We start from the raw sequence: 25,852 nt of genomic DNA on the forward strand, positions 1-25,852 counted from the left end.
TATGAAGACATCTTTATTTAACATAATCAGAGGACAGAAAAAAATAGTTAATTCTTTTATTTTTCTTATTTCATGGTCACAGATCCATGCTCAGGCCAACAGTCTTTTTTTACATAAAGAAGAGCAAAAACCAATCGATAGGGAATATAAAAGTATTTCATCTTCGCATTCTCCGTTATCTTTTTCTGAAAACGAAAGAAATTCGTCACCTGAACAGGCTCCTGTAAACAATAAGGAGACTGTAGAGAAGATACCTCAAAGCTCATCAGAAAGCGTTAAAACTTTTAATATATCCGATGTAAAAAGCTATGGATCCAAATTATACAGGTCAGATATTAAACAGGGAGTTATTGGTAAAGACCAGGAACATCCTATAGACCAGGTATTTGATAATATATTTACAGTGTTGGTGAATGACGTTGTAAAACCCAATTCTTCTGTATGGCTGGAATATGAGCTTTATGGAGTGAGCGAGGCCTCAGGTATCAGCAAATACATCAATGATGAATTGGCTACGGGAGGTAAGGTTGTGGAAAAAAATAACCAATGGAGTTTTCATTCCGAAGCATTATCGCCCTCTGCTGTTCTTCTGGGGAAAAATAAAATCACCTTTACCATTCCTTCCGAAGCAGAATATACCTATAAGGTTCGTAATGTCCATATCAGGATTGATACATCTATACCTTCCTCTTATAAAGCGGTAAAAGCTATTTCTTCAGCACTGATAAAAAATATTGCTGCAGGAGAAGCTGGAGAATTACATTGGGAAGGCGCAGGTCTTGAAGTAAACAAAGGCATTCTGAAAACATCACAGAACTTTTCAGTAACCCCTTTGCGGGATATTGATATTCCTGTTACCACTCCCGAATTCGTTAATGTTACCAAACAGCATTTTGCGTATCGTTTTCTTCCTCATGGAGAGCATTTCAGCATTCCTGCAAAAGTATCAATGGATTATGACAAATCTAAAATTCCTGCAGGATATACCGAACAGGATATCAGGGCTTTTTACTTTGATGATATCCAGAAAAAATGGATGGCACTGGAAAAGGATTCTTTGATGAGTGACAAGCAGATGTTGGTTTCTAAAACAACCCACTTTACGGATATGGTTGCAGGAATCATCAAAGTACCTGAATCTCCGGAAACCGGCAGCTATGCTCCCAATTCTATTAAAGATATCAAAGCAGCAGACCCATCCACAGGAATTGTGAGTATAGGAGCACCTTCACCCAATAGTATGGGAACAGTAAATACAAGTTTTCCTATTAAGCTTCCTGCCGGAAGACAGGGAATGCAGCCGTCATTATCTGTAAACTACAGCAGTGAGGGCGGCAATGGCTGGCTGGGTTTAGGCTGGGACCTTTCTACTCCTGCGATAAGTATTGATACAAGATGGGGAGTACCAAAATATGACGGAGCAAAAGAGACAGAAATCTATTCTTTTGGTGGGGAGCAGCTGACTTTTAAAGATGGTGATAAATACGTTTTGCCAAATCGTGCAGAAGGTTTTGATAAAGACAGAACTGCAGAACGACAGTTTTATCCGAGAATAGAAGGTGCGTATCATAAAATCATCAGACATGGAAGCAGCCCGTCCAGTTACTGGTGGGAAGTGATCAGTAAAGATGGTACCAGAAATTATTTTGGAGGAGATGGTACTGCCGTCGTAGAAAATGCGGTACTGAGGCAATCCGGAACAAATAATATCGGCTACTGGTCGCTTTATAAAACAATTGATACGAATGGAAATTATGTAAAGTACAATTATGATACGCCCACATACAGTTCGTCAGGAGCTCTTGGAAATGGGGGGAAAGAAATGTATATCAATACAATAGAATATACCCTTAATGATGCTAATTCTTCTTTAAAGAAATACAGGGTCAATTTTGGATATGATTCCAATCAAAGAGAAGATGTACAGGTAGATGCAAGACTTGGATTTGTAAGGGTAACATCAAAAAGGCTGGGAAACATTCAGATATCATATGATGGAACCCAGGTGAGAAGTTATGAGTTTCAATATAAAAAAGGAGCCTTTTCTAAATCGCTTTTAGAAGCAATTACTGAAAAAAACGCAAATGGAAGTGTATTTTATACCAATAGAATAGAATATTTTAATACTATAGAAACCACTCAGTATTCACCCGAGACTTCAATTGATGCTGTTGCTAACGATGCAGGAATAAAAAGTTCTTCATTATTGGGGCATGGTGACTCGAAAAATACAACGGTTGGTGGAGCCCTTACCTTTGGTGTTGCAAAAGTAGGTGATACCCAGGCCTACAATCCGCTTACCAAAAGTGCAACGTTTGGGGGAGATTATCAGTATACTGAAGGAGAAGGTGGAGGAAGGCTTACCATAACCGATGTAGATGGAGATGGGCTACCTGATAAGGTTTTGAAGAATGAATGGAATTCTCCGAATTCTGTTTTTAAATATAGAAAGAAAGGATTAGATATAAGTTCTTTTGGAAGTGTTTTATTGACTCCTGAAAACTCGAAATCTTTTTCTTATTCAAAAAGCTATACGAATAGTTTTGGTTTCGAGGCAACCGCCTCAATACTGGCTTCGGCAGGGATATCTGGAGGAACATCCAAAACAAAAGATCTCACTTATAATTATTTTACAGATGCCAATAGCGATGGAATTCAGGATATTGTCAGTAACGGGCAGGTCTATTTTGGAAGGATAGAAAATGGGGTTCTAAAATATACAACAGATGTTTTACTGACTCCAAACCCAATCAGTAAAGGAGCTGCTATAAGTACTCCGGCTGTAGACTGTAATGATCTATTGGAGGATTATAAAAACTCCCCCCTTCACGATGTTGTTAAAGTTTGGCGGGCGCCTTATGAAGGAACTATTAATATATTAGGAGTAATTAGACTAAAGAATCCTTCATCTAGCCCGGACGGAGTGAAAATAAGTGTGCAACAGTATAATGCAGAAACAAATACTTCAAGCTTTTTAGTCCCGTTTACGGTACTCAACGCGGCCAACAGCTTATATAATGTTGTTCAGACATCAATACAGGTAAAACCGGGTGATTATTTTTATTTCAGGGCAAATTCAAGGGACAATGGTGTTGGGGATATTGTAGAATTTCCTATGAATATTACCTATATCAGTGCTGCAATGGCCTATCCATACCCGGGTGCTCTTAAGGATTGGTATAGAGACTCATCAGAAACACTCTTAGGCCAGTTTAGCAATGTGAGCCTCATAAGCAGTAAAAACGGAACAGGAGTCCCTGTCAGTGTAAGCTCGGCAACCGTTACAGGAACATTCATTAAGCCTCTTACGGTAAAAGACATTACACTGAATATTGTAAGAAAGCAATCAAATGGTACGGTAACAACCATAGGAAGTCAGCAGTATACTAACACCACTACCGGAAGTCAGAATCTGCTTTTTAACACAGGTGCTTTGGCTGAAGGTGATATCCTGTATTTTCAGGTACAATCTGACTTAAATGAAAAATGGGAAGACTTAAAGTTTAATAATTTAAAACTGACTATCAATTATGAAGGAAGTGATATGGAACTACCCGTAGTCCCGGACATTCAATTTTACAATTTAAGAACCAATACAGTTTCCACATTTAAGCCATGGATTGATATGCGTAGCCGTGACGGGAATTATTCATTATATGCAAAATTAATGGGCAAACCGGCAGGAAGATATACTTATATCGTTAGAAAAAGACTAATGCAGCGTGGAAACTTTGTGGATCCGATCATTACTACCATCAATTGGACAGGTAGTGTGAGCAGTATGCAGGAGCTTTCTATTTCACAACCTATTGTACGTTATAATGATTATTATGTGGAATGTTATACCAACCTTGCTTCTGATGCAGGGCTTGATGGAACAATCCCTAGCCTGGAAGTGGAAATTCGCCAGTCTGCCAATGTAAATCCTGCTGCTCCTACAGTATTTGAAACCCATGGAATCAATGTTTACGGAAAAGATACCGATAAAATATATCAGGAAGGATCTAATACGGATCTGTCTAAAGATGATGCAAGGTTTGGAGCTATGTATAGAAGCTGGGGTCAGTTTATTTATCATGGAGGCTATGGTACGCTGCCCGCTGCTTGCAGCCAGTTGCAGGACCAGTTAACAGATTATGGGAGCCAGCTTATAGATCCCGGTAAATTAGTTCCTCCTGTTGATGAGAATGATTCTACACCTTTGAATCAGAGGCTTTTCATGATGATGAATGCTTATAATGGAAGAGATTTTAATGCACCCACTAATCCTGATTACGTTCAAAGGTATATTGGAATCAGTAAAACCACTTACGTTCAAGGTACAGATGTTTCCACTTCAAGAATGGGAATGAATGACATGAGTGTCCTTTCACAAGGGACGCCTGCAAATACACCAGGCATTTTTAACGCGCCTGTTAAACAATCAAAAACGACAAATGATAATGAAGGGATTTCAGGAGGGTTTTCCGTTTTCTCTTTAAATAATACAAAATCGAAAGGAAGTACAATTAATACACTGGATTATTTTGATATGAATGGAGACGGCTATCCTGATGTATTGAACGGAAATGCTATTCAATATACCAATATGATCGGTATGCTTTCCGGAAGTACCTTAACAGGAGCCAACGATAATCCACACAGAACAGAGCATAAAAATTCTGGAAAAGGAGTGGGACAAAGCTATCCATTATCAGGAAAGTCCAATGAATCCAGTAATAAAAATGCATTAAAAGCTGTTGAACCAGGCTTTAACTTTTCTGCCGGCTCATCTGATGGCACAGACTTTTCTCTTTATAGTTATATTGATATTAATGGAGATGGACTATTGGATAAAGTTTCTCAGAATGGACAGGTTCAGTTGAATTTGGGATACTCTTATGCCGCTCCTGAAAATCTTACATATGGTGATTTCAGAAATGGAACCACTACTTCCTCTAATCTTGGGGCAGGAGCTTCCATTGGAGGAACCATAACAAGCGGCTTGCCTAAAGGAGTAAGCATGTTTAACGGTAGTATTGCTTTTGGAGCCGGAAAATCTGAAACATTTAATGATCAGAAAACATCACTGATAGATATCAATAATGATGGTCTGGCAGATCTGGTAACCAGTTCGGGCGGAAATCTGAGCGTCCAGATCAATACAGGAAACAGCTTTGTTGCCATTCCATGGAATGCTGCATCTAATATTCAGCAGGATGTTTCCCGGGGATTTAATATGAATGTAGGAGTTACGGCGTCTGTCCTTATTCCTATCGGCACTACCGGAAATTCTCTTAAAATTTCAGTAAACCCAAGTACGAGCTTTGGGGAAGGAGACAGTAACGTTAAGCAGCAGATAGTAGACCTGAACGGAGACGGCTTCCCGGATTTATTACAATCACAGGCAGATGGAGATGGTAATTTCAGTAATACAGCAGGATTTGTAAAGTATTCCACGATAGGAACTACCAACCTCCTCAAAAAAGTAACCACTCCAATGGGTGGATCCTGGGAGGTAACCTACGAAAGAACAGGAAATACTTATGATTTGCCGCAAAGCAAATGGATCATGACTTCTGTGGTGACAAATGATGGGTTTACCGGAGACAATCAGTTCAGACCGGATGCTTCCAAAATTACTGTAACCTACGAAAATCCTTACCATAGCAGAAGAGAAAGAACATTTTATGGATTTGAGAAGGTAAGAACCAATCAGATCAATACAGGAAATGGAGGAGCTGCTGCTACAGAAATCTACCGATATACCGACCAGGTTTTCAATAATAATTCTTATTTCCTAAAAGGATCTTTATTATCTGAAATACTATACGATGCAGCAGGGAAAAAATGGACGGAGAAAAATAATACGCTTACCTTAAGGACGATTCATAATACGGCTACGGTAGCGACTAATCTGCCAGTGAAAGAAGGAGAAAAATCGCTGACGAATTATGCCTACTTTACTGCACTGGACAAAACCACTTCCAGCTTCTATGAAGGGCAGGCGGTTGCAGGTAAATCTACCTCTACAGAAATGGTATATGACAATTATGGTAACCTGAAACAGAATAAAGATGCGGGAGACGTTCAGATCGGAGCCGGAGAAGTGCTTACTTCTATTATAACATATCAGGTTACAGACAATGCTTCAAACTATCTCATCCTGCCTACAGGGGTAAAGTCAACTGCTGCAGGGGTAGTAAGGGAAAGAACAGCTCAGTATGACAGTAAAGGAAATGTTACTGCCATTACCATGGTAGGCCCCGGAAATCCTGTCAATAATTATGAGTATGATATCTATGGAAATATTAAAAAAGCAACCGGTCCGGTGAACCACCAGGGACAACGCTTCTTCCATGAGTATACCTATGATTCTAATGTAGCGACTTATCCAACGATGGTAAAAGATGCCTTCGGATACAGCAGCAAGTCAGAATATGACTTCCGGTTTGGAGTCCCTGTCTTCACTGAAGATATGAATCTGCAGCCGACACAGTATGCTTACGATGCAGCGGGAAGAACAACTGAAATTACCGGTCCTTATGAAATGTTCAACGATATTCCATGGACGATACAGTTTGAATATAAACCGGTCAACGATGCACCATTGAATGCTACAGGGGCACAATCTTATGCCGTAACCCGTCATTATGATCCTGATAATGCTAACAATACCATTAATACCGTAAGTATTTCTGATGGTTTCGGAAGCCCCGTACAGGTGAAAAAGACGGCAGATCTCTACCAAAAAGGCCTTAAATATGTGGTTTCCGGAAAAGTAGAACAGGATGCTTTCGGCAGAGCTCTGAAAACATATTACCCTACAGAAGCACAGGCTTCAGGATATACTTATGATGCCACGGTAGACAGTATTGTTCCAACGATCAATACATATGATGTACTGGATAGAGTCCTTGCCACTAAATTACCGGATGAAGATCTGATTTCTGAAATGGAATATGGCTTTGGAAATGACCGCGAAGGAAGACTGATGTTCCGTACTATTATGACGGATGAATTAGGAACGATCAAGAAAGCGTATACAGACATTAAAGGGCGTACAACAACTGTACATGAACCTTCCAATACCGGAGATATTTTTACAAGCTTCACCCATGATGCTATTGACGAGTTGTTAAAAGTAAGAGATGTACAGAATAATCTGACAACCAGTATTTATGATGATTTAGGTCGAAGAACATCCATGACCCATCCGGACAGCGGAATTTCCACCTTTGTATATGATGCTGCCAGCAATATGACTTCCAGAACCAATGCTGAAAATGAAACCGTTACTTACACCTATGATTTTGGCCGTCTGAATGCTGTGATGTATCCAAAATATCCTGAAAATACAGTGGAATACTATTATGGCCAGGCGATGGACGCTTCAGCTATGGATAATAATTCGGTAGGCAGGCTATGGTATCAGGTAGATGCTACCGGAACACAGTATATGAAATACGGTAGATTGGGAGAACTTACCCATCAGCGCCGTTCAGTAGCCGTTCCGGGAGCAGGAGTATACTGGTTCGGTACAGAATGGGAATACGATACCTGGAACCGTGTGAAAACGATTACCTATCCGGATGGAGAAAAACTAACGTATAACTACAACCTGGCCGGAAACCTTAAGAATATGGCTTCGGTAAAAGATGGTTTCACCAGAAATATCATTAATGAATTAGGCTATGATAAATTTGACCAGAGAGTATTCCTGAAATACGGAAACGGAACAGCAACCAGCTATGAGTATGAGACCAAGAGAAGAAGACTGCTGAAAATGAATGCCCAGACTCCCGGTAACCGTTACTTTATGAAGAACCTGTATCAGTATGATGTGGTAAGTAATGTTCTTCAGATCCATAACAATGCTCCTGTAGCACAGGCCGGATTATTGGGTGGAGGGACCAACCATACTTATGGATATGACGATTTATACAGACTGACTTCTGCAAGTGGAAACTGGCGTGGCATCAATCCGCAAAGCCAGGAAGAACGTCAGCGTTACACCGTTACCATGGCTTACGACAACATGCATAATGTGATGGGTAAAACCCAAAAGCATGAAAAAGCGATGGGAAATACCGGAAATGTGTGGAATACTATAGAAGCAAGTTCTTACCGATTGAACTACAAATATGAAAGCACAAAACCTCATGCGCCAACGACCATTGTAGATGAGCCTAATGTGCCGGGTGCTTTGTGTTGTGATCCAAACAATCCTCAGGTGAAATTCCAGAATTATACCTATGATAAAAAAGGAAACCCTACAGCCATTGCTCAGCAAACCTGTGAAGCAACAGAACCTAAAACAAAGTACTTATGGGATGAAGAGAACCGTCTTCGTTTTGTAGATACCAATCCTTCCACTCCGGAGGTAGATGGAGCGTCTATCTATACTTATGATGCCGGAGGAGAAAGAATTATCAAAAATGTATTGGGTGATGCCGTTATTATCAATACAGGAGGAAATGAAAGTATAATAAACAATAACAGGTATACGATTTACCCGAATGGTATGCTTTCTGCCGCTCTTACGTTAGATCAGCAAACCGGAAAGTATATCCTGAATTATACCAAGCATTATTATGCAGGTAGCCAACGTATCAACAGTAAATTAGGAAAAGGAAAAGATGTAGGGCAATTTAATTGCGGATGGCTGATTATTCCTTTTGGAGCAGGAAGTGCCGCAATCAATGAAAAAGCGGTAGCTAAAGAAAAGTTGGAGGCCAATACTGCCGCCAGTTTAGCGATCATGGCAGCGAATGGAATTACACCTCCCCCTAACTATGGACAAAATGCAGGTTATAATGAAAATTGTGTATCTTCGTATACAGGGGTAGAGGAGAAAGATACGTATTGGTATCATCCTGATCACCTGGGCAGCAGTTCTTTTATTACCGGTTTAGATGGTGAAGTAGCCCAGAATATAGAGTATTTCCCAAGCGGAGAGGTCTTTGTAGAAAATCATAAGAACTCTTACAATACACCTTATAAGTTTAATGGTAAGGAGCAGGATGATGAGACGGGGTATTATTACTATGGAGCGAGATATTACAACCCTAGGGTTAGCCTTTGGTTGAATGTGGACCCGCTGGCGGATTATAATCCGTTTATGAATGATCAAGCTTATATTGATGGGGAACATAATGGTGGAGTGTATAATTCTGGAAATAATAATCCGTATATTTATACCTATAATAGTCCTATTATATTTATTGATCCAAATGGAAAACAGGTTGTTACTCCTTTTATAGCACCACCTCCACCACTAGTACCGGGGCCTATTGGGAAAAATCAAAATGGTCCAGTTTATTATAGGCCAGGGATACCTTTTCCTCTTTTCGATACTAGATCGTTAGTAGGAGGGTTTAACAGGCAGACAGCTAAGAGTAGCGCTATAATTTTAGGATTTACAATAGTTGCTGTTGAAGGTTTTAAGGAAGTATTTAATAGGACAACTACTGGGTTGTCAGTGTTGTTTTCAGATAAACTTAAACCAGAAGCAGGTTATTTAGGTTCTGGAAAACACGGATTAAAATGGAAAGAAGGAAAGGCAGAAGCTAATAAAACAGGTATTCCACAAGGACAATGGGGAAGCCAAGAAGATTTAGACTATGCAGGTCAAAAAGCATCTAATTTAAACGCCAAAGAAGGTGGAGAGTTTGAACTACCAACAGATACAAAAAGTGTAGTGCATATGCCCGATGGAACAACTAAAAAAGCCACACATATGTGGATTAGGAATAATGGAAATAAGAAAACCTTTCATGGTTATCCAAAAGCTAAAGAATAAGTTATGTTTGAAATAGTTTTAAATAAGCCATTTGTTAAAGAAAATAAGTCATTAGAAGAATATGAATCAATAGGAGAATTAATTGAAAATATCTTTCCCTTCAGTGAAGATTGTTTTTGTATAAACTGGAATAATATTGCCGTATCTCTTTCGTATAAATATGACTTGTCAATAATATTTGAAGATTTTGTGTATATTTTTAAGTTTTTAGAATCATCAGAAAACAAACTTAAAATAATTTTTCCATCAAATACATTTGATGTTATTTGGGATATACAGAAAGTAGAAAATAGTGTTATTATATTCTCCATATGGAATACTGTTTTAAATCATAATGAAAAGGAATTAAATGAAAATTCTTTTTTAAAAGTTAATTTTGATAGATTTAAAGCAGAATTGTCTGAATTATTGAAATTTATTTATAAAATAATCATTGATAATAAAAATAATATTAATAATTATTTATTAAGTGATATTTTAGAAGATAGACCTAATAATTTAATTTTATGATCTTCTTTGCTAACGAGAGCACCTTGCTGGTGCTCAGAATAAAAAGCAAACCCTCGTAATAGTGAGCATTTGGGTTGTTGCAGGTGTGTAAGCCATAAAATTATTATAGATGAAAAATTTTTTTAAAATATCCGTAGGCATTGCACTAGTTAGTATCTTTTTGGGAGTAGGCTCGTACCTTGTTTTTATTTATTATTTTACGAAAGAGCCCGAACCTATTGCAGAGTATACATTTCCTAATATGAATTATAAGGAGTTGGAGAAAAGAATAGAGAAAATAGAAAATAGAAAAGAAAGATACTTATTTAGATATTAGATATGTAACTCTAGGCAAGGATTCTCTCAAATATGTCTTTATAAACAAATCTAGATGAAAATCGATCTAGTAAATATGGTGATAAACCTTATATAGAACTTCAAGCTGTATTAGATTCCAAATCAAAGATGCTAAATTTAGTTTATAAAAACAGGGACGATTATCGTAAAGAGTTAAAACTGTTTGAAGAGGGATTTATTGATAAACTTAAAAAGAAGTAATGTAAGTCTTTTTAATACCTTCCCCCTCACTAGGCGAGCCTCTTGCTTGTGCTTAAAATAATAAAACAAAATCCTTGCAGTCTACTGTTGTGAGGGTTTTGGTTTTTATAATATCAGCAACGGAACTTCCCAAATAATATCCAAACGGTCTGGCTGTGGCAAGACTGATCTTCAACACCCAGACCCAGAAATATGAGCTGTCTTATACCAAGCATTATTATGCAGGTAGCCAACGTATCAACAGGAAAAGGAAAAGATGTAGGGCAATTTAATTGCGGATGGCTGATTATTCCTTTTGGAGCAGGAAGTGCAGCAATCAATGAAAAAGCGGTAGCTAAAGAAAAGTTGGAGGCCAATACTGCTGCCAGTTTAGCAATTATGGCAGCAAATGGAATTACGCCTCCCCCTAACTATGGACAAAACGCAGGCTATAATGAAAATTGTGTATCTTCGTATACAAGGGTAGAGGAGAAAGATACGTATTGGTATCATCCTGATCACTTGGAGGGCGGAGCGTAAAGAAAAGGTCCGGTGGACTTTTTTAGCGAACGAGCCAGACTGTCGCGTAGGCGTTCTTTTATTACCGGTTTAGATGGTGAAGTAACCCAGAATATAGAGTATTTCCCAAGCGGAGAAGTATTTGTAGAAAACCATAAGAATTCTTACAATACACCTTATAAGTTTAATGGCAAGGAGCAGGATGATGAGACGGGATATTACTATTATGGTGCGAGATATTATAATCCTAGGGTTAGCCTTTGGTATAATGTCGATCCATTAGCGGAGAAGTATCCTTCAATGTCTCCTTATATTTATGCAGCGAATAATCCTTTGATGTATGTTGATCCTGATGGGAGAGATATTGTTCCATGGTTAATAAATTCGTTTAAAAATGGAAATACTAATAGACCAAGGATGACAAAAGGTTATTTGTCTAATACAACATTAAAGTCTATGTATGAGTTTGGTAAAACAGCTGCTGGTACCGCTTTTTTTAGACAGTTTTTAAAGAAAGGACAATCATTTGCAGGGGTTAGTGCTTACGAGAATGGGAAGTATAGCGATCAAACGTTGAATATTGTTGATCTGCATATGAATGATGCTACTCAAATGGAAAAAGCATACGCTACAGGAGCTACTGGCCAGCCATGGGACGGAATGGCAGTTTTTGAAGCAAAAAATGACAATAAGTTAAATTTAAATATTTATTTAGACTCTGGTGATGATAAAGCATATGATGGTATTGTAGAAGTAATGGGACATGAGGGACTAGTTCATGGAGACTCATATGAAGGATATCTTGAAAAGCTTAAAGAAACTGGTGTCGAAGGCTTTAATCAATACCTAAAACAAAATGACCAAGGAAAAGAAGATCATATTTCTCTAAGAGATCAGAACTTAAAACATTCTGGATATAAAAAATATGACAGTATGAAAAAAGATTTAATAAAAAGGAATCTTAAATACCAACAAACCTTTGATTCAAGCCATAAGAATTATGAAAAAAACTATAAGAATTATAAGAATGATTAGGGTTTTGCTTGGATTATTGTTTTTCATTATCATCTCTTGTGAAAAAAATAAAGAGAATAGCGTTTTATTGAAAAATAATATTAATCCTAAAAATACTATATTCTTTAGCTATCGTTCTAATGGAATTGAGGAAGTATTGACAACATTTGAGAATGGAAAATATTATAAATCAAAAAATTATCTGACAAAAAAAGAAGATGGGTACTATGAAGATGTTGAATTGGTCAATAACGATAGCATTAGGGACTACAGGAAAGTGTTGATTAAATATAATGATAACTATACATATAATATCCCTATGCCTATGCCTTCTTTTGATGGGAAAGTGAATGTATCAATAAGAAACATTGGACCTAATAAATATTTATATACATCTATTTCTGGGAATACAGGTATTCGCCTTTTCTTTGATAATGAATATAAAATATATAAAGTTGTAAGAATTTTAAGTCCAAGAGATAGTTTGGTTTATGAGTAATTTGTCCCCCGCTGCGCAAAGTCTGTGACTTTGGGATGATAAAAAGAAGAAACCACCGCAATAGCGGTGGTTTTTATTGTTATCTACCATAAGTAGTTTTAGTTTTGTAGTCTCTAATAATTAGTCATCCCTTAAAAACATTTTAACTATTTTAAATTCAATTGTTTAGTGATAAAATAATCAAAAAATCATTAGGAATACTTGCCAAAAAGCGGTATTTTACAGTATAAAAACTGGCAAAATGTTAGGAAAGATTAAACCGGATTTACAGCAGAATTTATTCAAAACGAGACTCACGGAACTCATTAATATGGATCATCCGTTGGTGAAATTGTCCAATGAGATTGATTGGATAAAATGGAGCAAGAGTTTGAAAAATTATTTTCAACCCAAGGAAGACCGTGTGTTGCGATTCGAAAAGTTGCTGGTTTATTGCTTTTAAAAGAGATGTTTAAAGAAAGTGATGAGAGTGTTGTGGAACGATGGATTGAGAACGCCTATTGGCAATATTTTACAGGGGAAACCTTTTTTCAAACTGAAGGCCCCTTTGATCCAAGTCAGTTTGTACATTTTAGAAAACGTATTGGCGAAAAAGGTTTAGAATATTTATTGAGCCAAAGTGTAAATCTTCATCGAGAGGCAAAATTTGAGAAAGAAGTTCAGATTGACACTACGGTTCAGGAGAAAAATATCACTTTCCCGACGGATGCAAAATTGGCTAAAAAAGTGATTGACAATTGCATAAAAATTGCTAAAAAAGAAGGTGTTAAACAAAGACAGACGTACAAAAGAGTGAGCAAACAATTGCTTCGGGATGCGTATTTCGGTCATCATCTGAGGCGGAAAAAGAAGGCAGTAATGGCAAGGAAAAAGCTCCGAACGTTGGGAAAAAGACTGGTTCGGGAATTAGAAAGAAAAATGCCGGAAGATGTTTTGGGAAATTACAAATTGGAGTTTGAGAAATTTAAGAAAATAGTAACCCAGGAACGAAATACGAAAGATAAAATCTACAGCTTACATGAGCCACAAACTGCGTGTATTGCAAAAGGAAAAGCCCATAAATCTTATGAATTTGGGACAAAGATAGCTGTTGTGAGAGGCCAAAACAGGAGTAATCACTTCGATAAAAAGATTTTCCGGCAACCCTCATGACAGCAAAACCTTAGAAGAATCTTTATCCCAAAGCCAAAGAGTACGAGAATTAATTGGCGGAACAAGACCCCAGACTGCAAGTGCAGATCGTGGATTCCGAGGAATAAAGGAAGTTGAAAATACCCAAATATTAATTCCGCAAAACAAAAAAGCAACCACCAAATATCAGCAAGAAATTGGGAGAAAAAGATTCCGGGCGAGAGCCGCGATTGAACCCACAATATCGCATTTAAAAAGAAATCATTCTATGGGCTTAAACTTCCTAAAAGGTATTGCAGGAGATATTCATAATGCCCTACCTATTAGCAGGAATTGGCTACAATTTAAAATTAAAATTAAATCAAATCAAAGCTCAAATAATTTTGTGGATTCAAATAGTATTCAACCTTTTATCAAAAAACAAAACCAATATTTTTGTTGAAACTAAATGGGTGGCTTTTTAAGGAATGACTAATTAAATCCATGTAGTGGAATACGTGTTTTTTTTCATCTTCGGGTAAACTTTCTAGTTCGTCCAGTCACCCGCTGCGCAAAGTCTGTGACTTTGAGCAATAACAAAAAGAGGTTGCCACACTTTTGAGACAGCCTCTTTACAGCAAGATGAAAATTGTATACCTTCGTATATAGACTTGGAAGAGAAAGATATCTACTGGTATCATCCTGATCACTAACCCTAGAGTGAGTCTTTGGTTGAATGTGGACCCGCTGGCGGATTATAATCCGTTTATGAATGATCAAGCTTATATTGATGGGGAACATAATGGTGGAGTGTATAATTCTGGAAACCTAAATCCATATATCTATACATACCAAAATCCTATTAAATATATTGACCCTAATGGCAAACAAACATTTTTTATGCAAACCAGAAGTTTTGCACCATTTAATAGATTTGGAATGGGGTTCGAAGGAGATGGAAATAATAGAAAATTTTCTACAAGTCAATCAGATACATATAGAATTGCTGCTACGGCAAAAATTAATCTGGATAATAGAAGTATGACCATGACACCTCATATAACTCATTCAGACTGGCTGGGAACTGAATTTAGTAGTGCTACTTCGCCTACAAATGTTAAAGGAAGTAATGCCTATAATAGCAATAAACAATCATTTTATGTACATATGTATGGATCGAATAAAGCCATGTTATGGGGAATTGTATCTCCTGATATTGATACAAATGTGAGTTTTAATGTTTCAAATGTAATGAAAGGACAAAGTTTTGACATTGAAGGAACTGTTTATGGAGATAAGTTCCCATCAAATGAAACATTCATCACAGATACAAAAGGAAATTCTTTATTTTTAGGTGCTTCTGGAGCAGATGGCTCTCCTTATACTTCTTTAGCAGGAGATAATGAGAGACCTATGTCTAGTTTTAGATTCAAAGTTTTATTAAATAAAAATGATACATTTAAAGGTGTCAATTATAAGGGTAAAAATTATTCTCCTAATCAATGGAATGTACAATTTCAAAAATTAAATCCTCAAGATGGAAATGTCCAATCTGGAAAAGCAGCAAAATAATGTAATATGAAAAAACCAATTTTTAATGTATTTATTATAAGCATTATAGTATTATCAGTAATTGCCTGTTTTTTAGGACTTACAGATGATGCCTTCCAAATAGTTTATCCTTCTAAAAATGCGCCATCATACCTTATTAATTCTATAAAATATTTTATTTTTTGGGTTTTGCCTTATTGGTGGATAATAATAGTAGGAGGGTCTTTGCTAATAACCTTTTTATATTGGTCAATAAAAAAATATTCAAATAATTATTGATAAGGCTAATCTGTTTCAAATAATATATAGCTGATTTTAAAAAAATCATAATTTAAAATTTATCAACTCATTTGATATATTTTAACTATAATAGTATAAACTCTTGAAACCTTTCTTTGTTGCAGATTATGGAACTACAGCAATAGAACATATTGCAGCGGGACATTTTTTTAAATCAAGAATTGGTAGAGAAAGCAGTCGTTTTTCACAAGCATTGAGTAATACAAAAAGTGTCAAAAAATTAGTTCAAGAAGCTATAACGAAAGGCAAACATAGTGGAACTAAAGATAATTATAAAGTAATATATGAATTTGATGAAGTAATTGGGACTTATGATACGAAAGTGAAAAACGTGGTAGATGGTATAGAAAGGACTAAAATAATGAGCCATAAAACAAAAACAATTACTGTATATTTCGATAATGCAGGGAATGTTAAAAATGCTTATCCTACAAAATAAATTATATGAATTCAATTTTTTTTGAATATAAATTAGAGAACGAGATATTTGATAATATTAAAATTAAATACTATGATATATACGATTTGAAAAAAAGCTTCAGTGAGTTATATATATACATATTCATTATAGTACTGGGGAGAGAAAAGAAATAATACTTGAAACAGGGATTTTAGATTACATTAATCAATTTGACTCTATGTTTTCTCATATTGATGAAGGAAATAATGAGGCTTTTACTGTATCGTATGATTTTTATAGTAATAGTCTTGATTACCTTTATAATGAGCATACTAATGAATTAGTAATTTCTGAGAGTAATGCCGGGTTATTTAAGATCAATTGTAATTATGATGATTTTAAACAGAGCTACAAAAAATTCAGAAAAAAAACATTGAATAAATTAATTGTTTCATTTCCTCAATTAAAAGAGAATAGTGCTTTCAAAAAGTATTTTATTGATTGTTAAAAATTATATTCTCCTTTCACTGGTATGAGCTTCCAGCTCTTACCCAGCAAAAAAAAATAGAGCCTTCACAATAGTGAGGGTTTTGTTTTTATAGGATCTGTGGGATGAAGAGAACCGTCTTCGTTTTGTAGATACCAATCCTTCCACTCCGGAAGTAGACGGAGCATCTATCTATACTTATGATGCCGGAGGAGAAAGAATTATCAAAAATGTATTGGGTGATGCCGTTATTATTAATACAGGAGGAAATGAAAGTATAGTAAACAATAACAGGTATACAATCTACCCGAATGGTATGCTTTCTGCCGCTCTTACGTTAGATCAGCAAACCGGAAAGTATATTCTGAATTATACCAAGCATTATTATGCAGGCAGCCAACGTATCAACAGTAAATTAGGAAAAGGAAAAGATGTAGGGCAATTTAATTGCGGATGGCTGATTATTCCTTTTGGAGCAGGAAGTGCAGCAATCAATGAAAAAGCGGTAGCTAAAGAAAAGTTGGAGGCCAATACTGCCGCCAGTTTAGCGATTATGGCAGCAAATGGAATTACGCCTCCCCCTAACTATGGACAAAACGCAGGCTATAATGAAAATTGTGTATCTTCGTATACAGGGGTAGAGGAGAAAGATACGTATTGGTATCATCCTGATCACTTAGGCAGCAGTTCTTTTATTACCGGTTTAGATGGTGAAGTAACCCAGAATATAGAGTATTTCCCAAGCGGAGAAGTGTTTGTAGAAAATCATAAGAACTCTTACAATACACCTTATAAGTTTAATGGTAAGGAGCAGGATGATGAGACAGGGTATTATTACTATGGGGCGAGATATTATAATCCTAGAGTGAGTCTTTGGTTGAATGTGGACCCATTGGCGGATTATAATCCGTTTATGAATGATCAAGCTTATATTGATGGAGAACATAATGGTGGAGTGTATAATTCGGGGAATAATAATCCGTATATTTATTGCTATCAAAGTCCAATAAATCTTATTGACCCTAACGGAAAACAAACTTGGGGATATGCAATGAGTAGCGTTCCTGCTAATCAAAGGCAGCATGTTATAAGGGGAATGAATCGCTCTTATGAAAAATCATGGACTCTTATTCATGATACTGGAGCAGGGTTTGTTCCATACTATGGACAGCTTATTGACATTAAAGATACTTACAACGCATTCAAAGGAGGCAATGGTTGGGATATCTCTTTTGCTATGATAGCTTGGGTACCAGGTGGAGATTTTTTAAAAGGATTAAAAAAACTTTTTAAAAATGCTGATAATTTTAGACAATTTAGACATGTTGGTGATGTATTGGATTTAGGTAAGAAGAGAGAAAATTTGGTAGCTGAGTTATCAGGAGGAGGAGTAGCAATGGTCGATGGAAAAGATTTGGTAGTTCGTACAAAAGATGGAACAATTGGTACCACCATTGATGTAATTGGGAATAATGGAGAACTTATAAGTGTTGGAGGAGCTAGTAAAGCCAAAAATGGAGGGAGTGCTTTTTTAAGTACTCTTGCAAATCTTAAACGAGTTGCTGATGATACGGGAGCAACAGCACAAACTTACCTGTCAGATAATACGCCAGAATGGTTAATAAAGAAAGCTCAGGAGAAACTGGGAAAAGACAATGTTAAAATATTTAAGGAACCTAAATAGGAATAATATATGGCAACTTATAAAGAAGCAGTTTTATGTTTTAAGAATCTTTCGAGATTATCTTTGCTAGAAACACTAAATAAGCTAGGTGCTGAAGTGGTGAGAGGATATTTAGAAGGAGATGATGTTGATTTTAATGAAGAGAGTTTTGATGCGTATTTTAAAAATCAAGAAGAAATATATAATTTTTTTGTTTCATTTAGAAACCAAGAAAATTGTAATTTTAGTAATCGTTATATTTTATGTACAATTAAAAAATTAAATACTTTTTTCAAAGTGAGCTTCTTTTTAAATTCTTTAAATTATGAAGAAGTTACTTTTTTAAAGGATGAGTTTTTTGAAAGAATTGAAAAAAAAATCAATCAAGTAGAACTTTTTTATATAGATAATGATATGGATTATTCTGAAAAAGATTTTTGTGAAATTTTTTATAATATATTATCTCCTAATATTGAAAGAGTTTTCATTAAAATTGCCTCTCGCTAGCGCAAGCATTTTGCTCGTCTCTAAGGCAATAAGTATAGCTAGACAATGATTTAGATAAAGAAAAGGCCACTGCTGTTTTTGGGCAGTGGTCTTTAAATATGGGTTGTCTTATACTAAGCATTATTATGCAGGAAATCAGTCTGCTGCGCAAAGTCTGTGACTTTGAGCAGGTAAAAGTAAAACCACTGCAAATTGGACATGCCCGATTCTAAGTCACAAGAGTCATTGTTTTATAGATTACCAGTAAATAACTTTGAAAGAACTGAAGGGAAAGTAAATAGTTTTGGAAATACATATCAGACCTATATATGGACTGAAAGCAATTCTGAAGTTCAAAAAAAAGTAATTAACCCAACCTTAAAGAACGTTTTTAAACAAGCTATAACACCTCCATCTATATTAACAAGACCTTGATTTTAAATTGAACACTTTAAATTTAATAATATGAAAAAAAGTATAAGTTTAATTTTATTACCTTTTTTATTTTCGTGCCAAAATATTAGTAATGAAGATATATATGGAAAATATTCACCCATATCATACAAGAATACATATGACACTCTAACAATTAACAAGGATGGGGTTTATAACAGGGTAATTTACAATATAAAAGGGAAGAAATTGTTGAATTACAATTCGAAATATAAATTAGATGGTTCTTCAATAAAGTTTTCTGATTTTTATTTAAATTTAGATAAAGATTTAATTGCCTTTCCAGAAGATGTGAATGATATTGATATGACCTATACTACTTTTTTTGAAAAAAAAGATAAGAATATTGTACTTTGCTTTGGTTACCATAATGGGGAGAATTGTTATAAAAAGATTATAGAATAAAAAAACACTGAGCAAAGTCCCCACTAGTGCGAGCGTCTCGTTCGTGCCTAGAATAAAAGGAATATTATTATGATCATTTTTCGTGTTTTAGAATATGATTAGAAAGGATATTTCACGAAATTAGGGGCTAATTTTATGAGTTTAGTACGAGCTTGAAGCTCGCGCAAGGGGGGTAGGCAGCAGTTCTTTTATTACCGGTTTAGACGGCGAAGTACCCCAGAATATCGAGTATTTCCCAAGCGGAGAAGTGTTTGTAGAAATCGACGGAGGAGATTCGCCGATTCTTTTAAAAACAATAAATAAGGAAAGAGGCAAAATCATAAGAATTCTTACAATACACCTTATAAGTTTAATGGTAAGGAGCAGGATGATGAGACAGGGTATTACTATTATGGGGCGAGATATTATAATGCAAGATGAGCCTTTGGCTGAATGTGGACCCACTAGCTGAATAGATAAATTCAGTTCCTGCTTCTGTTTTTTTTGAAAATTATTTTTAAATAGTAAAAAAAACTCACCACAGGGAGGAGTTTGTGTTACCGTAAAATTCTGGTGGATGTTTCTATTTTCCATCACAATTTCTATCCTTATATTTGAATTATGAAAAAAGGGGTACTCGCATTATGTTTTGTTATTTTCAGCAGCAGTTATCATACACAGGTAACATCTTTACCGAAGATTGAATCCGGTGTTTCATATGAATTGGCTCAGCTGAGAAAGAATACACTCAGTGAGATTAAATATGAGCTCAGTCTGAAGATTCCTGAAAACAAATCTGAGAGGATTTCGGGGACAGAAGTTCTTAGTTTTAACTATAAAAAACAAAATGAAGCTCCGTTGCAGATCGATTTTAAAGAAGAAGCTTCTTCGTTGGTATCGGTGTCTGTGAATGGACAAATGACAAAACCTGTTCTGGAAAATGAACATGTGATCATTGAGGCAAAATACCTGAAATCAGGGTTTAATCAAATCAATTTCACCTTTCTTGCCGGTAATGGAGCTTTGAACAGGCGGGATGGCTACTTATATGCTTTATTTGTACCGGACCGTGCGCGAACCATGTTTCCGTGTTTTGACCAGCCTAACCTGAAAGCTAATTATTCTTTAACCTTAACCATTCCTGAAAAATGGAGTGCCATAGCGAATGGGAAGCTTAAGGAAACAAGTATACAACAAGGACAAAAAACCTTAAAGTTTAACCAGTCGGACTTACTTCCCACTTATCTCTTTTCTTTTGCTGCCGGAGATTTTAAGACTTCTACAGAAAAAATAGGAGAGCAGGACTCCAGACTTTTATACCGTGAAACAGATTCTGTGAAAATTAAAAACAGTATGGATTCTATTTTCTCCCTGTATAGAAACTCTCTTGCTTACTTCGAAAAATGGACCGATATTCCTCATCCTTTTCAAAAGCATGGAATGATTGCCGTCCCTGATTTCCAGTTTGGAGGAATGGAGCATCCCGGAGCCATCTTATTTCAAAATTCCACATTGTTTTTAGATCAGAATGCTACTCAAAATCAATTGAATAACCGTTCCAATCTCATTGCCCACGAGGTGGCTCATCTCTGGTTTGGAGATATGGTGACGATGAACTGGTTTAATGATGTCTGGATGAAAGAAGTGTTTGCCAACTTTATGGCGGATAAAAGTACCGGAGCTTCTTCGGATAAAAGTGTTTATGACCTGAAATTTTTAACAACACATTTCCCTGCGGCATATGGAGTAGACCGTACATTGGGAGCTAATCCCATCCGACAGGTTTTGGATAATCTTCAAAATGCAGGGATGATGTATGGCCCGATTATTTATAACAAAGCGCCGATCATGATGCGTCAGCTGGAACTGTTGATTGGAGAAGAGAACTTCAAAAAAGGAGTGAGCGAATATCTTAAAAAATATGCTTACAGTAATGCAAGCTGGCCGGATCTTATTGCTATTTTAGACAACCATACACCGGAAGATCTGCAAAGCTGGAATAAAGTGTGGGTTAATGATCCCGGAAGACCCGTCATTGATTACGATGTGAAATATAAGGACAATACAATTGAACACTTTAGCCTTTCTCAGCATCCGGAATATGGAAAGGACCAAAAATTATGGCCTCAGGAGTTTCAGCTCAGTCTGTTTTACACTGACAAAGTAGAAAAGGTTAGCATAAAGTTGTCCAAAAAACAACAGGAAGTTCCAGCATTAAAAGGGAAAGCAAAACCACTTTTTATCCTGCTGAATTCTTCAGGAATAGGGTATGGAGTATTCAAAACTGATAAAGCAGTAATCAAAAACTTTTCTGTAGTGAAGGATCCGATCAACCGTGCCAGCATATATATATCATTGTATGAAAATATGCTGAATGGTTCAGAAGTAACTCCGCAAGACTTACTGGATTTTTTTGCCGGACAACTGTCAACAGAGAATACAGAACTAAACCTTCGCCTGATTACCGGTTATATTGCTACTATTTATTGGGAATTCTTACCTGAGAATATACGGCTGAAGGAATCTGAAAATATAGAAAATATACTTTGGAAGGCTCTGCAGGCGCAAACGGCTAAAAACAACAAGAAAATTTTATTTGATGGCTATCAGGGGATTTTTCAATCTCAGCAGGCCTATGATAATCTGTATACGATCTGGAAATCCCAGACTCCTCCGAAAGAGGTATCTCTTAATGATGAAGATTTTACCAGCCTTGCCCTTTCTTTATCATTACGAAACGCCAATAATAATGATTTGCTGCAAGAACAGCTGACCAGAATTAAAAATCCGGACCGGGTAAACCGTTTTAAAATTATTATGCAGGCAGCTTCATCAGATCAAAAAATCCGTGATGATTTTTTCAATAGTCTTACCCAAAAACAGAACAGAGCAAATGAATCTGCTGTAGGGGCTGCATTGGGCTACCTGCACCATCCGTTGAGACAGCATACTTCTATTCAGTATCTGCCCAGGTCTTTAGATCTCCTGCAGGAAATACAGAAAACAGGAGATATCTTTTTCCCGGATAACTGGCTTCGGTCAACATTTAGTAATTATCAGAATCCAAAAGCACTTGAAACGGTTAATCAGTTTCTTTCGCAGCATCCGGATTATAATGCGATTCTGAAGAATAAAATTCTGCAGGCAACAGACAATCTGAAGAGGGCTCAGGCATTGGTTAAATAGAACCGTGCTGGTTCTTAGATAAATACAAAGAACTTTGGTAAGCCTGTCGGGGTTTTTTATATTGAGAACATAGCCTGTTTTGCGATACAAAACCTCCGTTTTTCAAAAAATAACTATCTTCGGCTTCATAAAAAAAATGATATGCAAGTATATGAAGGGATTTCTGTGGGGTTGTATCTGTTATTGATGATAGGTATAGGCATCTATTCTTATAGAAAATCAACCAGTAATTCAGAGGAGTTTTTAATTGGAGGAAGAAAAATGGGCGCAGCCGTTACAGCCCTGTCTGCCGGAGCGGCTGATATGAGCGGCTGGCTGCTGATGGGAGTTCCCGGTGCTATGTATTTATCCGGAATTTCCAGTTCATGGATTGCGATAGGTTTAACGATTGGGGCTTATCTCAACTACATCATTGTAGCACCAAGGCTCAGGATTTATACCGAGGTAGCTCAGAATGCCATTACAATACCCGTGTTTTTCGAAAACAGGTTTAAAAATAAAAACCACCTTCTGAAGATCACTTCCTCTATTTTTATTCTTGTATTTTTTACACTCTACACTTCAGCGGGGATGGTTTCCGGAGGAAAACTGTTTGAATCGGCTTTTGGAATGGATTACACTGTAGGATTACTGGTAACGAGCTTAGTTGTTGTCTTATATACCTTTTTAGGAGGATTCCTGGCGGTAAGTCTTACCGATTTTGTACAAGGGACGATTATGGTGTTAGCCCTGGTTATTGTACCGATTGTAGCGATTTCTGAAATCGGGAGCTTTCAGGAAACATTTTCACTTATTAAAGCGAAAGATCCTAAATATCTGGATTTATTCCAGGGCACTACCACAATAAGTATAGTATCTTTATTAGCCTGGGGACTTGGGTACTGTGGGCAGCCACATATTTTGGTACGTTTCATGGCGATAGATAAACCTAAAGATTTGATCAAGGCAAGAAGAATAGGGATTACATGGATGATTTTTACCGTGGCCGGTGCTTTAGCCATAGGTTTGGTTGGGATCGCTTACCTGCAAAAATTCGATATTGCAACGATGATGAAATTTGATGGGTCAAAGACAGAAGCGGAGACTATTTTTATTTATTTCTCCCGCATATTATTCCATCCGTTTATTGCAGGATTCCTGCTTACGGCTATTCTGGCAGCTGTAATGAGCACTATTTCTTCGCAACTGCTGGTAACCTCCAGTTCATTAACGGAAGATATTTATAAAGCTTTTCTGAACAAAAAGGCAACACCCAAACAACTATTGATTACCAGCAGGGTTTCCGTGTTGTTGGTTGCTGTTATTGCCGTTCTTTTATCATTGGATCCTAAAGACAGCATTCTTAACCTGGTAGGAAATGCCTGGGCAGGTTTTGGTTCCGCATTCGGTCCTCTGATCCTTCTGTCTCTTTTATGGAAGAAAACAACCTGGCAGGGAGGCTTTGCCGGGATGCTGGCAGGAGGAGTAACAGTACTGGCATGGGTCTATTTTCAGCATCCGTTTAAAGACTGGTACGAAATGATTCCCGGTTTTACGCTTTCATTACTTACCAATATTATTGTTTCTTTACTGACCTACAAGCATGATACAGTGATTGAGAATGAATTTGATGAGATGAATAAAATAATGAAGGATTAATATTTCCAACCGATATACAACATAAAAAACAAACCCTTGCGGACAGCAGGGGTTTGTTGTATACATTAAAGAACCTCAGGTCTGCAAAAAAGATTAAACCCATTCTTTTTCTACCACAAATAATACACCCAAATCTTAAAATATCAGCCTTGAAAGGGGTAGATCTGGCTTATTCTGTCAGCTTCTTCTTTAAAAGCAATATGCAGAATGCTAATGTGATGCATATAATGCTTGGCCATACAATACTTCCAATACCATAATGGGAAATCCAGAATCCTCCCAGTAAAGTTCCTGCTGTTACGGCAAAATTACCACAGGACGTAAAAATACTGTTGATAAATTCAGGAGAACCGGAAGTGGAGGAAGTAACATTGATATTACTGATCAGAAAACCTCCCGAATGAATCAACCCCCAAAATGCGATGATTCCAATCATAGGAATAAAAAAAACTCCGTAATAAAAAATCAATAGATGAATACCCAATAATAGGATTAAAAAAATAAGGGTAGTTTCAAAAGGAAACCGGGACATGTATTTTCCTGCCATTTTATTTCCTGCAATTCCTACGGTTCCAAACAGGAAAAACATTATACTGATCTGTCTGCCATTCATTAGGGTAATATTCTTTAAAAAATCAGCCATATATCCATACGTAGAATACATTGCCATTATGGTAAAAAATGCAAGAAAAAGGCTGGTCCATAAAGGGATATTATTAAGTGTTTTAAAGCTAAGTCCTGTTGATGATCCTGAAGTATTCTGAATAGAGGGTAAAAATAACTGAACGCCTGCCAGCGCCAATATATTAATGAAAGCAGTCAGAAAAAAAGAGGCTTGCCAGGAGATCAGGTCAGACATTAAAGTGGCTAGCGGGACCCCAAGCACTGTTGCCAAGGTGAGCCCGGAAAAAATAATACCGACTGCCTTTGATTTGTTTTCGGGAGCGGAAGTTTTTTCAGCAACAGATAACGAAATAGACCAATATACCGGATGGAAAAATGCAGGAATCATTCTGACAGCCAGCAGTATACAGAAATTGGTAATATAAGCTGATAAAACATTAGCTGCAGCAAAAATAAACAGAGAACTAACCAGCAAAGGTTTTCTTCTGAAAGATGAAAAGAGAATGATCATAAAAGGCCCGAAAACCGCCACAATCAATGCGAAAACACTTAACAGCCATCCTGCTTTGTCAATCGGGACGTGAAATGCAGAAGCTATTTCAGGTAATATCCCGATGACCCCAAATTCTGTGGTGGTAATCCCAAAAACACCTAAAGCAAGGACATAAAGATTTCTTTTTGATTTCATATTTTTTGTGCAAATTTGCAAAATGGACTATCAGAAAACTATA

General features: G+C 36.6%; 16 protein-coding genes and 1 pseudogene. 16 read left to right on the forward strand and 1 reads right to left on the reverse strand.

What is annotated here, in order from left to right; translation table 11 throughout:
• Nucleotide 1 precedes the first annotated feature (1 nt).
• The 16 genes and pseudogenes from MP477_RS17455 to putP all read left to right on the forward strand — a co-directional run bounded on the left by MP477_RS17455 (nt 2) and on the right by putP (nt 24,497).
• Entirely contained in the window at nt 2-9,781 is a 9,780-nt protein-coding gene (locus MP477_RS17455; protein ID WP_257191389.1) for a SpvB/TcaC N-terminal domain-containing protein, read from the forward strand.
• A gap of 3 nt (nt 9,782-9,784) precedes the next feature.
• Nucleotides 9,785-10,291 carry a hypothetical protein gene (locus MP477_RS17460; RefSeq protein ID WP_257191390.1) on the forward strand — a complete coding sequence of 169 codons (507 nt, stop codon included), beginning with the start codon at nt 9,785-9,787 and terminating at the stop codon, nt 10,289-10,291.
• Nucleotides 10,292-11,020: 729 nt separating this feature from the next.
• Nucleotides 11,021-11,347: a hypothetical protein gene (locus MP477_RS17465; RefSeq protein WP_257191391.1), complete on the forward strand. Its 327-nt coding sequence runs from the start codon at nt 11,021-11,023 to the stop codon at nt 11,345-11,347.
• 12 nt (nt 11,348-11,359) lie between these two features.
• Entirely contained in the window at nt 11,360-12,361 is a 1,002-nt protein-coding gene (locus MP477_RS17470) for an RHS repeat-associated core domain-containing protein (RefSeq protein ID WP_257191392.1), read from the forward strand.
• On the forward strand, nt 12,327-12,839 hold the full coding sequence (locus tag MP477_RS17475; protein WP_257191393.1) for a hypothetical protein: 513 nt from the start codon (nt 12,327-12,329) through the stop codon (nt 12,837-12,839). Before MP477_RS17470 ends, MP477_RS17475 begins: the two co-directional genes overlap by 35 nt.
• Before the next feature lie 357 nt (nt 12,840-13,196).
• The gene (locus MP477_RS17480; protein WP_257191394.1) at nt 13,197-13,991 is read left to right on the forward strand and encodes a transposase; all 795 of its coding nucleotides are present in this window, start codon (nt 13,197-13,199) and stop codon (nt 13,989-13,991) included.
• Nucleotides 13,963-14,412: a transposase gene (locus tag MP477_RS22865; RefSeq protein WP_373567436.1), complete on the forward strand. Its 450-nt coding sequence runs from the start codon at nt 13,963-13,965 to the stop codon at nt 14,410-14,412. Before MP477_RS17480 ends, MP477_RS22865 begins: the two co-directional genes overlap by 29 nt.
• Before the next feature lie 305 nt (nt 14,413-14,717).
• Nucleotides 14,718-15,521, forward strand: coding sequence for a hypothetical protein (locus MP477_RS17485; protein ID WP_257191395.1), 804 nt, complete (start codon nt 14,718-14,720; stop codon nt 15,519-15,521).
• A gap of 6 nt (nt 15,522-15,527) precedes the next feature.
• Nucleotides 15,528-15,779 carry a hypothetical protein gene (locus MP477_RS17490; RefSeq protein WP_257191396.1) on the forward strand — a complete coding sequence of 84 codons (252 nt, stop codon included), beginning with the start codon at nt 15,528-15,530 and terminating at the stop codon, nt 15,777-15,779.
• Nucleotides 15,780-15,882: 103 nt separating this feature from the next.
• Nucleotides 15,883-16,239 carry a hypothetical protein gene (locus MP477_RS17495; RefSeq protein WP_230038519.1) on the forward strand — a complete coding sequence of 119 codons (357 nt, stop codon included), beginning with the start codon at nt 15,883-15,885 and terminating at the stop codon, nt 16,237-16,239.
• Nucleotides 16,240-16,922: 683 nt separating this feature from the next.
• A complete protein-coding gene (locus MP477_RS17500; protein WP_257191397.1) occupies nt 16,923-18,371 on the forward strand; it encodes an RHS repeat domain-containing protein in 1,449 nt (482 codons plus the stop codon).
• Between the two features lie 9 nt (nt 18,372-18,380).
• Nucleotides 18,381-18,857 (forward strand): hypothetical protein, encoded by a 477-nt coding sequence (locus MP477_RS17505; RefSeq protein WP_115920030.1) that lies wholly within the window; start codon nt 18,381-18,383, stop codon nt 18,855-18,857.
• 444 nt (nt 18,858-19,301) lie between these two features.
• Nucleotides 19,302-19,694, forward strand: a complete 393-nt coding sequence (locus MP477_RS17510) for a hypothetical protein (protein ID WP_257191398.1) — start codon at nt 19,302-19,304, stop codon at nt 19,692-19,694.
• Between the two features lie 357 nt (nt 19,695-20,051).
• Nucleotides 20,052-20,114, forward strand: a pseudogene (locus tag MP477_RS22765) (hypothetical protein); the annotation flags it as partial.
• 180 nt (nt 20,115-20,294) lie between these two features.
• On the forward strand, nt 20,295-22,859 hold the full coding sequence (locus MP477_RS17515; protein ID WP_257191399.1) for a M1 family aminopeptidase: 2,565 nt from the start codon (nt 20,295-20,297) through the stop codon (nt 22,857-22,859).
• A gap of 141 nt (nt 22,860-23,000) precedes the next feature.
• Nucleotides 23,001-24,497: a sodium/proline symporter PutP gene (gene putP / locus MP477_RS17520; protein ID WP_257191400.1), complete on the forward strand. Its 1,497-nt coding sequence runs from the start codon at nt 23,001-23,003 to the stop codon at nt 24,495-24,497.
• A 169-nt stretch (nt 24,498-24,666) separates the two neighbouring features.
• Here putP and MP477_RS17525 read toward each other — a convergent pair whose 3' ends face one another.
• Nucleotides 24,667-25,809 (reverse strand): MFS transporter, encoded by a 1,143-nt coding sequence (locus MP477_RS17525; protein ID WP_257191401.1) that lies wholly within the window; start codon nt 25,807-25,809, stop codon nt 24,667-24,669.
• Between the last annotated feature and the right edge of the window lie 43 nt (nt 25,810-25,852).

Source organism: Chryseobacterium sp. WG23 (assembly GCF_024586575.1).
GTDB lineage: Bacteria > Bacteroidota > Bacteroidia > Flavobacteriales > Weeksellaceae > Chryseobacterium.

Bases quoted from the DNA above. Each gene is read 5' to 3' on its own strand.
- MP477_RS17475 (WP_257191393.1), top strand. From the start codon at position 12,327: ATGAAAAAAACTATAAGAATTATAAGAATGATTAGGGTTTTGCTTGGA.
- MP477_RS17485 (WP_257191395.1), top strand. From the start codon at position 14,718: ATGAATGATCAAGCTTATATTGATGGGGAACATAATGGTGGAGTGTAT.
- putP (WP_257191400.1), top strand. From the start codon at position 23,001: ATGCAAGTATATGAAGGGATTTCTGTGGGGTTGTATCTGTTATTGATG.
- MP477_RS17480 (WP_257191394.1), top strand. From the start codon at position 13,197: ATGGAGCAAGAGTTTGAAAAATTATTTTCAACCCAAGGAAGACCGTGT.
- MP477_RS17510 (WP_257191398.1), top strand. From the start codon at position 19,302: ATGAAAAAAAGTATAAGTTTAATTTTATTACCTTTTTTATTTTCGTGC.
- MP477_RS17505 (WP_115920030.1), top strand. From the start codon at position 18,381: ATGGCAACTTATAAAGAAGCAGTTTTATGTTTTAAGAATCTTTCGAGA.
- MP477_RS17490 (WP_257191396.1), top strand. From the start codon at position 15,528: ATGAAAAAACCAATTTTTAATGTATTTATTATAAGCATTATAGTATTA.
- MP477_RS17455 (WP_257191389.1), top strand. From the start codon at position 2: ATGAAGACATCTTTATTTAACATAATCAGAGGACAGAAAAAAATAGTT.
- MP477_RS17465 (WP_257191391.1), top strand. From the start codon at position 11,021: ATGAGCTGTCTTATACCAAGCATTATTATGCAGGTAGCCAACGTATCA.
- MP477_RS17515 (WP_257191399.1), top strand. From the start codon at position 20,295: ATGAAAAAAGGGGTACTCGCATTATGTTTTGTTATTTTCAGCAGCAGT.
- MP477_RS17525 (WP_257191401.1), bottom strand. From the start codon at position 25,809: ATGAAATCAAAAAGAAATCTTTATGTCCTTGCTTTAGGTGTTTTTGGG.
- MP477_RS17460 (WP_257191390.1), top strand. From the start codon at position 9,785: ATGTTTGAAATAGTTTTAAATAAGCCATTTGTTAAAGAAAATAAGTCA.